We start from the raw sequence: 12967 nt of genomic DNA, 5'->3' as shown, positions 1-12967 counted from the left end.
ACTTTGTAAATCTTTTGCCGTTGTTTCTAGGAACAACGGCAATTCTTATATATAAAGAATGATTTGTTGAGGCTGGATATATTTTTGAAGCTAGAGGATCTTTTGATAGGAGACTGAAATGAAAACTCTATTCAAATCTGGCGTCAAAGTTGGTTTGGCTTTGACTTTGGGTGTAGCTGGGGCATATGCACAGGATTTCTGTAGCAATGCACAGCATTCTGGCCAAAAAGTAACGATTACTTCGAACCAGACCGGTAAAATCGGCGATATCGGTTACGAACTCTGGGATGAAAACGGTCATGGCGGTAGCGCTACCTTCTATAGTGACGGTTCCATGGACTGCACTATCACAGGTGCCAAGGACTATCTTTGCCGTGCGGGCCTTTCTCTCGGCAGTACTCAGACCTACAAGGAACTTGGCGGCGACATGATTGCCGAATTCAAGCTTGTGAAAAGTGGTGCAAGCAATGTGGGTTACTCCTATATCGGTATCTACGGCTGGATGGAACAAGTTGCTGGTGCTCCGAGCAACCTCGTCGAATACTACGTGATTGACAATACCCTCGCCAATGACATGCCGGGTAGCTGGATTGGTAATGAAAGAAAGGGTACCATTACGGTTGACGGCGGTACCTATACCGTTTATCGCAACACCCGTACCGGTCCGGCTATTAAGACTTCCGGCAACGTGACGTTCTATCAGTATTTTAGCGTCCGTGACAGGCCTCGTGATTGTGGTACCATCAATATTTCCGAACACATGAGACAGTGGGAAAAGATGGGCATGACCATGGGTAAGCTTTATGAAGCCAAGGTGCTTGGTGAAGCCGGTAACGTCAATGGTCAAGTTAATGGAGGCCATATGGACTTCCCGCATGCCAAGGTGTATGTGTCTAAGAGTGGCGCAACGTCTTCTGCTTCTAACCCGACCTCCAGTTCTTCGGGAACCTCTGCTAAGTCTAGCTCTTCTAAGGGTGGCTCAAATGTTTCGGGCACAATTGATGCCTGTAAGGATAAGATGGGCCATGAAGGCAAGGAAACGAGGACCCAGGGCCAGAACAACTCGAGCGTGACGGGTAATGTCGGCAGCTCTCCGTACCACTATGAAATCTGGTACCAGGGCGGCAACAACTCCATGACGTTCTACGACAACGGTACGTACAAGGCCAGTTGGAACGGCACCAACGACTTCCTTGCCCGTGTCGGCTTCAAGTATGACGAAAAATCGACATACAGTGATGTTGGCCCCATCGATGCATACTTCAATTGGAGTAAGCAGGGTAATGCCGGTGGCTACAACTACATCGGTATCTATGGTTGGACGGTTGATCCGCTTGTAGAATACTACATCGTGGACGACTGGTTCAGCGAACCGGGTCCGAACCTCTTGGGTTCCAAGAAGGGCGAGTTCACGGTTGATGGCGCTACCTATGAAGTTTATCAGAACATGCGCTACAACGCCCCCTCTATCAAGGGTGACCAGACCTTCCCGCAGTTCTTCAGCAAGCGTAAGGGAGCTCGTTCTTGCGGCCATATCGATATTACCGCTCACTTCAAGAAGTGGGAAGAACTCGGCATGAAGATGGGTAAGATGTACGAAGCCAAGGTGCTCGTTGAAGCCGGTGGCGGTTCGGGTTCGTTCGACGTCTCCTACTTCAAGATGACCGACAAGAAGCATCCTCTTGAAGTTGCCGTGGAAGAATCCAGCTCTTCTGAAACTCCGAAGTCCAGCTCCAGCAAGGAAGAAAAGAAGTCTAGCTCTAGCAACGGCAACAACCCCACCAGCTCTACTACGGCTCTGTACGCTCAGACTTTGGCTGTCCAGGGCATGAGTGGTACCTTCCAGGTGCTCGATATGCAGGGCCGCTACCTGGGTTCTGTGGAAATGCAGGCCGGCAGCAACATGAAGGATGTGCTGTTCGCCAAGTTCCACAAGCCGGGCGTGTACATGGTCAAGCAGGGTAACTACTTGAACACGGTTAGGGTCAACCGCTAAAAAGTTTCCACAATTTCAAGGAAAATCCTGAAAATTACTCCAAATTTTGTGGAAAAAGGCGCCTCACACATGCTGTGGGGCGTTTTTTGTATTCGGCCGGAATTTTGACGTTTAACCTTGAAAAAGGGCTTTTTTTGTGTAAAAATTGTGAATTCGGTGTTGTTTTTTACAACAACGCCATTTATATGGGCTCTATTCCAAATTAGACCAAATAGATATAACTTTAGGTTAAAGGTTAAACGGGATTTTCTTAAGGAGTATATTATGAAAACCAATCTTTTAGTTAAAACGGGCTTGGTGCTTGCCTTTGGTATGTCCGGAGCGTTTGCTCAGGATTTCTGCAGCAATGCATCTCATTCCGGCCAGAAAGTGACGATTACTTCGAACCAGACTGGTAAAATCGGCGATATCGGTTACGAACTCTGGGACGAAAACGGCCATGGTGGCAGTGCTACGTTCTATAGCGATGGTTCCATGGATTGTTCCATTACGGGAGCCAAGGACTATCTCTGCCGCGCCGGTCTTTCCCTTGGTAGTAACAAGACTTATAAGCAGCTTGATGGCGACATGATTGCCGAATTCAAGCTCGTGAAGTCTCCGGCACAAAATGTGGGTTACTCCTACATTGGTGTGTACGGCTGGATGGAAGGCGTTTCTGGAACGGCCAGCAGATTGGTCGAATACTACGTGATCGATAACACCCTCGCTAACGATATGCCGGGTAGCTGGATCGGTAACGAAAGAAAGGGTACCATTACAGTTGATGGCGGTACTTATACGGTTTACCGCAATACCCGTACGGGTCCGGCTATTAAGAACAGCGGCAACGTGCAGTTCTACCAGTACTTCAGTGTCCGTACTTCTCCGCGTGACTGCGGCTCCATCAATATTTCCGAACACATGAGACAGTGGGAAAAGATGGGCATGGAAATGGGCGTGCTCTATGAAGCCAAGGTGCTTGGTGAAGCGGGCAACGTCAATGGCGAAGTTCGCAATGGCCGTATGGACTTCCCCCATGCTCGCGTTTATGTGGGCGAATATGTTCCGCCTGAACCGCCGAAGCCGATTGAACGCAAGGCGTTTGGTGGTACCCCGGCTTCTATTCCGGGTATTGTCGAAGCTGAAAACTTTGACGAAGGTAACCAGGATTCTACCTATGGCAACTCCAGTGTAAGTTCGAGTGCTGAAGTCGATAAGGATTACCGTGGTTCCGATTACAGCAATATCGGTATTGTGAACAGCGGTACTGGCAAGGCTATCGGTTATACGAGTGCCGACCAGTGGATGGAATATACCGTGAATGTTGCTGAAGATGGTGAATACGATATCGTGGCTTCTGTTTCGAATGGTTCCGGTGCTGGCAAGTTGAACCTCGCTATCGATGGCAAGCAGATTGCTTCGCTCTCCTTCACGGGTACAAGCAACGACTGGGATGCCTATGAAGACGCTACCGGTAAGGCTACGCTTACCAAGGGTCAGCATGTTCTTCGCATCACGATTGCCAACGACAACACCAACGTTGACTACGTGAAGTTCAGCAAGGAAGGTGGTGAACCGCAGGCTATCGCTGCTGACCTCCGCCTGAACGCTACTGGCAAGACCTACCAGGTGTTCGACATGCAGGGTCGCGCTCTCGGCAAGGTTGAAGTTGTCGCCGGCGCATCCATCTCTGACGCTCTCTTTGCTAAGTTCCAGCAGACCGGTGTCTACATGGTGAAGCAGGGTAGCAAGCTGACTCAGGTGCGTGTGACTCGCTAATACTTAACATCCAAATGCTCCTATATTGTGGATGATGAGGAACGTCTCGCGAAAGCGAGACGTTTCTTTATGTAGGCAAAACAATCTTTTTTATATGCGGGAGGGCGGACAGCACTTAGCACTTTTAGTGCTTAGTGCGCATGGTCTTCGTAAGGAGAGACCCCAGCTCGGAGTGGACGCTATGCGTCCGTGGCTGCATTCGGTCATATCGGCAAGTAAACTTGCCGCTGCGACACTCATTTGCGCACTTTTGCGAAGGCTTTCTTGGCCGACACTTTTCAGGACAGGCTTCGGTCAGCATCAGCATTGTTTGCCTACTGTCATGCTGACGAAAGTCAGCATCGGCTTCTCGTATATGCTATATTTAACCCTGAGGTTTTACTATGAAATTCTTTGTGACAGGTGTGGGTGGCCAGCTGGGCCACGATGTAATGAATGAACTTGCAAAGCGCGGCCATACGGGTGTGGGCTCCGATATGGCACCTGCCTACAGCGGTGTGGCTGACGGATCTGCCGTTACAACGATGCCTTATGTGCAGCTCGACATTACGGACTCTGTCGCCGTCGACAAGGCTCTTTTTGAGATCAAGCCCGATGCCGTGATCCACTGTGCCGCATGGACTGCAGTCGACATGGCCGAAGACGATGCCAACGTGGCGAAGGTCCGCGCGGTAAATGCCGGCGGTACGCAGAACATTGCCGATGCCTGCAAGCGCCTGGGCTGCAAGATGACCTATATTAGCACCGACTACGTGTTCAACGGTCAGGGCACGGAACCTTGGCAGCCCGACTGCAAGGATTACAAGCCTCTCAACGTTTATGGCCAGACCAAGCTCGAAGGTGAACTTGCAGTCGCAAATACCCTCAGCAAGTACTTTATTGTGCGAATCGCTTGGGTGTTCGGCCTCAATGGCAAGAATTTTATCAAGACCATGCTGAACGTGGGCAAGAATCACGATACCGTGCGCGTGGTGAATGACCAGATCGGCACGCCCACCTACACGCTGGACCTTTCGCGCCTGCTCGTGGACATGAACGAAACTGAAAAGTACGGCTACTACCACGCCACCAACGAAGGCGGATTCATCAGCTGGTACGACTTTACCTGCGAAATCTACAAACAAGCGGGCCTCTCCACCAAGGTGGTTCCGGTAACTACCGCCGAATATGGCTTAAGCAAGGCTGCGCGCCCGTTTAACAGCCGCCTCGACAAGAGCAAACTTGTTGCAAACGGTTTCAAGCCGCTCCCGACGTGGCAAGACGCCTTGGCCCGTTACCTCAAGGAAATCGGAGAATAATATGGCTGAAAAAGAAACGTACCGCGAAGTCATGCCGGGCGAACTCCCGTGCGAAGTGTCGGAATGCGATGGCGTGATGGTCGTCGACCCCGATAATAGCTACAAGCTGACTTGCGACAAGTGCGGACATATTAAAGAATGAGTAATGATTAATGTGGAATGAGTAATTAATAATTAAACATTTCACATTTCACATTACACATCTCACATCAAGCATGTCCTTGCAGAACTTGAAAATCGAATACCCGGAACTTCCTGTTGTTGAACATCGGGAAGAATTTTTTGAGTTGCTTGAAAAGCACCAGGTGGTGATTGTCAAAGCGGATACTGGGTCCGGTAAGTCGACGCAGTTGCCGAAATTTCTGCTGGAGTGGTATGCTAAAAAAGTAGACTGCAGGAAGTCGGAAGTAGGAAGAGACGTTTCGGAATCTCAGACATCAGAGCGCGAAGCGCGTCCTCAGAACCCCTTTAAAATCGGTGTGACGGAGCCGAGGCGCCTGGCGGCGATTTCTATTGCGGACCGCCTGCGCGAAGAACTCAAGGACGAAACGCTCGTCAGCACCAAGATTCGCTTTTGGGAGCAGGGCCAGAGTGATGCCCCCATCAAGGTCATGACCGACGGTATCCTGTTGCAGGAATTCCGTCGCGATAGACTCTTCCGCCAGTATTCGGCGATTGTGATTGACGAAGCGCATGAACGCTCGCTGAATATCGATATCCTGCTTGGCATTTTCAAGACGGTGCTGAAAGAACGCGCCGACTTCAAGTTGATTGTAGCGTCTGCGACGCTGGATGCCAAGCTTTTCGAAGAATTCTATGACAATAGCTGCGTGATGGAAGCCGAGGGGCGCACGTTCCCGGTGGATGTGGAATATTATTTTAATTCGGAATTCGGAATTCAGAATTCGGAATTGAGAGATGCCAGCGGGAAAGGTGACTCAGGATTATTAGATGAAGCGCGGGATGCGATTCTCGACCTGGAAACTCGCCACCGCGACCATCTGCTTTGTTTTTTGCCGACCGAGCGCGACATTCAGGATTTAGCGGGGGAGCTTGCCCACGAACTGGATTCGGCGAGTTTCGATATCTTGCCGCTTTATGGCCGCATGAGCCCCGATGAACAGCGCCGCATTTTCAAGCATACGGGCAAAACCCGCGTGGTGCTCGCGACAAACATTGCCGAAACTTCCCTCACGATTCCGGGGATTGCCTACGTGGTCGATACGGGCATGGCCCGCATCTCGCGCTACAACGCGCAGTCGCGTATCCAGGGGCTCCCGGTCGAAGAAATTTCAAAAGCGTCTGCGCGGCAGCGCACAGGGCGCGCGGGGCGTGTAAAGCCTGGCGTGTGTATTCGACTTTATTCGCCCGAAGAATTCGAGAAGCGAGACGAGTTTACGGAGCCGGAAATCCGGCGTAGTAATCTCGCGAACGTCGTTTTGCAACTCAGAAGCCTCGGGCTTGAACTCGAAAATTTCCCGTTCCTGCAGTCGCCGCCGCATTCGGCATTCCGCGGCGCGTACAAGACGCTTTTCGAACTCGGCGCGTTGACTGCGGACAATTCCAGCGGCCATGTGACGAAGCTTGGCCGCGAAATGACTCGCTTGCCTATGGATGTGGCGCTTTCGGCGGTGCTTTTGCGGGCCCGAGAAGCGGGCGTCTTGCAGCCGGCGCTCATCGTCTGCTCGGCCCTTAGCATCCAGGACCCGCGCGTGGTGCCGAGCGAAGAGCCGGAGCGCACCCGTATCCGCCAGCTGCATCGCAAGTTTGCGGGGCACAAGAGCGACTTTCTCACCTACATTTGCATGTGGAACGCCTTCTGCGCCGAATGGGACGGAAAATCCTGGAACAAGTTGCGCAAATTCTGCGACAAGTTCAGCTTCCATTTTTTGCGTTGCCGCGAATGGATTGATTTGTACGAGCAATTCGGCCGCATTCTCGACGTGAAATACGAAAACCGCGTCTGCCCGCTCGACAGTTTCCACGCCGACAACTTGCACATCGCGCTCCTTTCGGGATTCCTCGGAGGCATTGCCCGCCGCGATATCGAAAACGGCTGCTACCGACTGGTGAGCGGCCGCGAAACGCATGTGTTCCCCGGCAGCGATTTGTATGGCAAGAGTGTGGAATGGCTCTTTAGCGCCGAAGTCCGCGAAACAAGCCGCATTTTTTTGAACAAGGGTGCCGAAATCAAGCCCGAATGGATTATGCAGGTGGCAGAACCCTTCTGTACCCGCCGCTGGTTTATGCCGACCTGGAATCAGGAACGCGGCTTTGTCGAGGCCGTCGAAGAAGTGAGCTTCAGGGGGCTTGTCATCAGTCGCGGACACCGAGTGGATTACGCCCGCGTGAACCCGGACGAGTGTGCCGAAATTTTCTGGCGCGAGGCCGTGGTGCTTGGACAAATGGCCCGCCCCTTCGCCTTCATGACCCACAACGAGCGCGTGGTCGAAGACCTGCATGGGCTTGAGGCCCGCAAGCGCCAATTCGGGCTTGCTCCCAGCGAAGACGCCCTGGTGGATTACTACGTGCGCATTGCCCCGCGGGTCAATTCCATCAAGACTCTTAAGGATTACATTCGGGAGCACACCGACCAGTTCCTGAAATTTGATGCTAAGTTCTGGCTGGAGCAGTTAGACGAGAGAACGGGCGCAGCCCTACAGACGAGAGACGAGAGAGGTCGAAATACATTGGGCGATTTTTTGACCCGAAACTCGAACCTCAAACCCCATACCTCAAAGGCGCAACGCGCCGACCTCGAGCCCACTCTCGGCGGTTCTATCGAGCAGTTCCGCATTGAAGGACTCGACGGTTCTAGCCGCATGGTTACGGGCGAGATGGTTTTTGACGCGACCAAGGAATACGACGGCATTACTCTCGACTTGCCTTACGACTTGATTCCGCAACTGACTCCTGCGAAACTTGCGTTTTCGATCCACCAGTGGCGCGAGTGGATGATTGAATCCATCGTGCGCGAAATGCCCAAGGCCGCAAAAAAACAGCTCGAAAATCGCCGGACCTTTATCGACGACGCTTTCTGTGATTGTCTGAAGGCCGCTCCGCACAAGTCGCCCATGGTCTCGCTGTACGAGGTATTTGCCGGAATCAAGCAAATCGATTGCGATATTCCGACGGTGACGCCCGAAAAAGAGAACCACCTGCGCCTGCATGCCAAAATCTTTAAGCAAGGCTTTCCGGAAAAATTCGCCGTCGAGCTTAATCCGGAATGGGGTAGTTTCAATTTGTTCGCCGCAGTCCGTCCGATTGTGGTGACCTTCGGTATCGACTTTGCGCTCGGCGGTATGCGCTTCGGTTGGCGCCTCGGCGAATCGGCCCTGATGACCGCTGAAGAATCTGCTTTCTGGCAGGACTTCCGCAAGCGGGTCGAAGGTCCGGCCGAGCCTGATACGCTCGTTACCGATCGCCTGAACCTGCTGGAGACCGGCGGACTTTACGCTGATGGCTTCAAGACGGCCCTCAAGGCTTGGGTGTTAAAATCTCTTGCTGCTGACAATTTGGATGCGAACCGCTGCGTACGCTTTACCGGCCTGGAATTTTCCCGCGGCAAGAAAATCAACGATTTCAAGAATCTCGCGGCGACCTCGCGCAGCGAAGATGACGAGGTGCGCCTCGCCTTGGTGCGTGCCACGTACGAGTCGGCGCTTCTCGGTGCCGAGGCGTTCGTAAAGTATTGGGACGTTCTCCGCGAATTCTCGGTTGCCATGCGCCAGGGCGGCGACCATGCCCGCGACGCCATCGCGGCCCTGAGTGCAAGTCACAATTTCATCGTCAAAATCATCGCGCTTTATTCGCCTGATGGCCCCGAGAACACGCTTTTTGAACGAATTTCAGCGCTTGCTGGCGCGTATGCCTCGCAAATCGGTGCTCCTGATGGCCAGAACAGCCGTATTTCCGTCGTCACGCCTCAGTTTGCGGACCGCCCAGACCTTTCGGTCAAGGCCCTCCGCGAAAAGTTCCGGCCCTACCTCAAGGCCCGCTTCATGAAGGACCACGAGCTCAAAAACGCTCGTGACTTGCTTTCGAAAATGGAGCGCCTCTCGCAAGACGATCCTGAATATCCGGAACTATACTTGCAGGCAAACGCCCTGCTCGAGGGCTTCGAAGTCCTCAAGTTCAAGCGCAAGGGCGACGATTCCGAAGACGTGATTGAAGTCGATGCCCTCGCCAAACTCAAGGGCCGGTTCGGGCGGCTCTAGTGCCCGCGACTTTCTGATTCGATATTTATATTTTAGGCAAAAAGAGGTCCCCGATGCAAATTTCCGAATTCTCGACATGGCTAGACAACCTGCTTGAACCGAAGATGTTCAAGGATTACTGCGTCGACGGTCTTTGCGTCGAAGCATCCGACAAGGTTAGCCGAATCGTTACGGGGGTCTCTTTCCGCGACCGCCTGATCGATGCCGCCATCGAAAACAAGGCCGACTGCATTATCGTGCACCACCCGAATGGATTCTGGAATGGCGAAAATCGCGTGCTCGTGGGCAAGTTCGGCGAACGCATGCGTCGGCTCATGCAGAACGGAATCTCGCTTTACGGCTTTCACTTGCCGCTCGACGGCCACATGGAAGTGGGGAATAACATCTTGATAGCCAACGCTTTCGGACTCCAAAATGTGGAAGGGTTCCTGCGGGAAGGCGAGCGCACCATCGGAGTCGTGGGCGAGTTTTTCGAACCTGTTTCCCGCGAAGCATTTGAAGAACTGGCTCGTGGCGTGTTCGAACATGGCGTGCAACATTCCCTGATGTATGGCAAGCCGTCCATTAAAAAGCTCGCCGTCTGCAGCGGCTCGGCAGGGGCTCCTGCTATTGAAGAGGCAATCGCTCTCGGTTGCGATGCTTTCGTGACCGGCGAAATCAAGGAAGCCGTTCCTATCGCCTGCGAAGAAATGGGTTTCAACCTGCTCAGCTGCGGTCATCACCGTACCGAAATCTTCGGCGTTCGGGCCCTCGCTGCCAAAATCCAGACCGAGCTGGGTATCCCGGCCTCCTTTGTCGACATTGATAATGAAGTGTAAAAACGTCTGTTTTTACACCCCGTGTAAAGTTACTTTTTTATTCCGGAAAAGTCGCTTTTTTGCCGTTTTTAGCCTAAAAATGGCGTTTTTGAAGCACTTTGGCCGTTGAGTGCTTCGCATCACACTATTTTACATTGCCACACAAGACCTTTTTACTATCTTTTCGCCCGTGAATTTTTATAAGACAACCATACACTTCCAGAACTCCTCGAAGTCGATGACCGTCCACATGCCGGTGTTCCTTTTCAAGGCATGGCCCGTGCTTCGGATCTTTGTTGCGATTGGTGTATTGTTGTTTATCGTCCAGATGGTCTCGACCACGATTTACGATGGCATCCTGAACCACCAGTTGAACGAACGCCAGAAACTTGACAAGGAAATGTCCCAGATTCAGGGGACCCTCGACTACCTGTCGAACACCACGGCTTCTTTCTTCTCCGACGAAAACCGCCTTTACGCAAGCTTTGGACTGCCGACCCAGGACAAGGGTTCCCGCGAACTCGGTACCGGAGGTTCTGTAAGCCCGAACTCCCTTTTGCTCCGCAAGACATCTCCGGTTTACGAACGCATGTCCATTTTGAATGAAACTGCCGAACGTATCCAGGGCAAGCTTGCGAACAATGACTCGTCTTTCCGTACCCTGAACAAGTTCATGGACCAGAAGCACTACATGTGGCGCTTTATTCCGTCCATTTCTCCGACAAACGGCCGCTACGCTTCGGCTTTCGGCCCCCGTATCCATCCGGTGACGGGTGAAGTCGGCAAGATGCACCAGGGTGTGGATATCGCAAACGAACGCTGGACCCCGATTTACGCCCCTGCCGATGGCGTGGTGGAAGTCGCCCAGTTGAGTTCGACCTTCGGTAACTATGTAACGATTGACCACGGAAACGGCATCAAGACACGCTACGGTCACATGCAGCTGTCTATTGTGCATCCGGGCCAGTACTTGCACCGCTACCAGGTGATTGGTTATATGGGTAATACCGGCCGCTCCGTGGGTCCGCACCTCCATTACGAGGTCTGGGTCCGCAATAGCCCGGTGAACCCGCTTGCCTATATGTTGCCCAACGAATATACCGTTGACTAACGGTGTCTGGGTAACGTCCTGCTCCTAAAAAATGGCGCCGCTTGTCGGCTAAGGGCAGCAACCCCTAAGGGGGTCTCATGAATCAGAATGCAGTTTTGCGTTTGTACGCGCTTCTTTGGGGCGTGGTATTTTTCGGTTTTGCCCAGGCGGCCGAAACTCCGGATCTCTACTTTACCGAGATTCACCATTGTCCTGCAGAACCTGAACCGGAATGGGTCGAAGTCTACAACGCTTCGGGCGGGCCGCTCGCCTTCGAGGACTACCGCTTTTGCAACCGCACCAAGAACTGGAGCGCCTCTCAGGGCAAGACCCGGACCAAGCGCGACACCCTGGCCGCTTACGAGACCGTCATCTTCACCCGCGATACGCTCCTTTTGCGCGAATACCTCGGGTTCAAGGATGTGCGCCTCATCCAGTACGCCATGGGTTACCTGAACAATACCGCGGGCTCGCTTGTCATTTGCAAGGGCGATACCGTCATAGACAGTGTGGCCTGGGATAAAGGGACGGTCACGTGCCCTTCGGGGTTTAACCCGCAGACGGGCCGGGCCGAGAATACGCCGGGCTACCAGAGTGCACGGGACTCCGACCCGGGCATTCTCTGGGGTGGGTCCACAAACAAAGGCGAGAAAACGCAACCCGGCAGCCAGACTCCTTTTACATTCCGGCTATCGACGCGCGTGGTGCGGGCAAACAAGACTCCACTCCGGGTCTATGTTGAAAGTGAATTCCCGGTCGCACTTCGGCTGCTGGATTCGGCCGGCCGCGAACAGTGGAAAACGACCGTGCCCGCGAATTCCAACGTCTGGGTCAATGTGCCGCTCGACCGCCTTGTGGGTATAGGCGTTGCCTATATCGCGCTTGCCTCGGGTCGCTACGAGCAATTGGTCGGAATCTTGGTGAGGCCGTAGCATGCGTGGGTTGGCATTACTAATAGTGTGTCTCGCGAGCCTTGCCTGTGCCATGGACTTCCCTGGAGAATTTGTCCAAAATCCGGGCGGCTCGCTAGCCCTTTCAGGGCTTCCCGGGTACAAATCGAGCCCGGCAAGAATCGCGGTACCCGGTTTTGGGCTTGCCTATGCGCAAGTGGGCGAGGCCTCCTTGCAGGTGGCGGGTGCCGCAGGCGAACTCGGCCTCCTTCGCGATTACCGGCTGGCATTTTTCAGTTCGTACCTAGAAATGGATTCCCTGTACAGGCAGGTTTATTCCGAATGGAATCTTTCGGTGGCGAAATCCTGGATCGTCGGGGGAGTGGGCTATGGGTTATCCGTCGATTGGATTCCGGGGGACAGGTTTTCTAGGGAAAACTGGACGATGAACCGTTACAAGGCGGGGCTTGCTTTCTTGAAAAATCCGTTGTCGTTTTCGATGATGACGGCCCTTGTCAATCACCGTTCGTTTTATGACTTGGATTATGCGGTCGCTATCCGGTTTCAGGGAGAACGATTCGGGGCGTTTATCGAGTACGACGGGACCTCAATCGATATCGGCCATTCCCTAAACTTTGCGCATGCGTTTGTCCTTTCCGCTTACCGCTTTCCGGAATTTGCGGTGTCCGTTTCGATGGGGCTTACCTTTGGAACGTGGCAATTTTCGGGGGCGTACGGCAATGCCCGCTCTATATGGGATTGGTTTGGCTTTACGGCTGCTAAATCGGTTCGAAAAAAGACTATATTATGAATATGCAGGTTTCTGTAGGTCTTTTAATTGCAGTATCATTTGTCTGTTTCCTGGTAATCACGGCGTTTGTGATTGTCGTCCTTTTAATTAGGGACTTATTGAACAAGCAA

Annotated in this window: 8 protein-coding genes and 1 pseudogene; all 9 read left to right on the top strand. The window is 52.9% G+C overall.

Annotated features, from left to right (window positions below):
• The first annotated feature begins 118 nt into the window (after window positions 1-118).
• The 9 genes and pseudogenes from BUC02_RS00595 to BUC02_RS00550 all read left to right on the top strand — a co-directional run bounded on the left by BUC02_RS00595 (window position 119) and on the right by BUC02_RS00550 (window position 12857).
• Complete coding sequence (locus tag BUC02_RS00595; RefSeq protein ID WP_073317249.1) at window positions 119-1996, top strand: glycoside hydrolase family 11 protein; 1878 nt, start codon at window positions 119-121, stop codon at window positions 1994-1996.
• A gap of 264 nt (window positions 1997-2260) precedes the next feature.
• Window positions 2261-3526, top strand: a pseudogene (locus tag BUC02_RS16685) (glycoside hydrolase family 11 protein); the annotation flags it as partial.
• A gap of 611 nt (window positions 3527-4137) precedes the next feature.
• Window positions 4138-5052 carry a dTDP-4-dehydrorhamnose reductase gene (rfbD, locus tag BUC02_RS00575; protein WP_073317243.1) on the top strand — a complete coding sequence of 305 codons (915 nt, stop codon included), beginning with the start codon at window positions 4138-4140 and terminating at the stop codon, window positions 5050-5052.
• Window position 5053: 1 nt separating this feature from the next.
• Entirely contained in the window at window positions 5054-5194 is a 141-nt protein-coding gene (locus tag BUC02_RS16060) for a hypothetical protein (protein WP_175549771.1), read from the top strand.
• 73 nt (window positions 5195-5267) lie between these two features.
• The gene (locus tag BUC02_RS00570; protein ID WP_073317240.1) at window positions 5268-9269 is read left to right on the top strand and encodes a DUF3418 domain-containing protein; all 4002 of its coding nucleotides are present in this window, start codon (window positions 5268-5270) and stop codon (window positions 9267-9269) included.
• A gap of 53 nt (window positions 9270-9322) precedes the next feature.
• Window positions 9323-10087, top strand: coding sequence for a Nif3-like dinuclear metal center hexameric protein (locus BUC02_RS00565; protein WP_073317237.1), 765 nt, complete (start codon window positions 9323-9325; stop codon window positions 10085-10087).
• Window positions 10088-10256: 169 nt separating this feature from the next.
• Window positions 10257-11177: a M23 family metallopeptidase gene (locus BUC02_RS00560; RefSeq protein ID WP_073318828.1), complete on the top strand. Its 921-nt coding sequence runs from the start codon at window positions 10257-10259 to the stop codon at window positions 11175-11177.
• A 77-nt stretch (window positions 11178-11254) separates the two neighbouring features.
• Window positions 11255-12088: a lamin tail domain-containing protein gene (locus tag BUC02_RS00555; protein ID WP_073317234.1), complete on the top strand. Its 834-nt coding sequence runs from the start codon at window positions 11255-11257 to the stop codon at window positions 12086-12088.
• A gap of 52 nt (window positions 12089-12140) precedes the next feature.
• Entirely contained in the window at window positions 12141-12857 is a 717-nt protein-coding gene (locus tag BUC02_RS00550; protein WP_139260929.1) for a hypothetical protein, read from the top strand.
• Window positions 12858-12967: the final 110 nt, after the last annotated feature.

Source organism: Fibrobacter sp. UWOV1 (genome assembly GCF_900142495.1).
Taxonomy (GTDB): domain Bacteria; phylum Fibrobacterota; class Fibrobacteria; order Fibrobacterales; family Fibrobacteraceae; genus Fibrobacter.
This window is presented reverse-complemented; position numbering and strand designations above follow the sequence as displayed.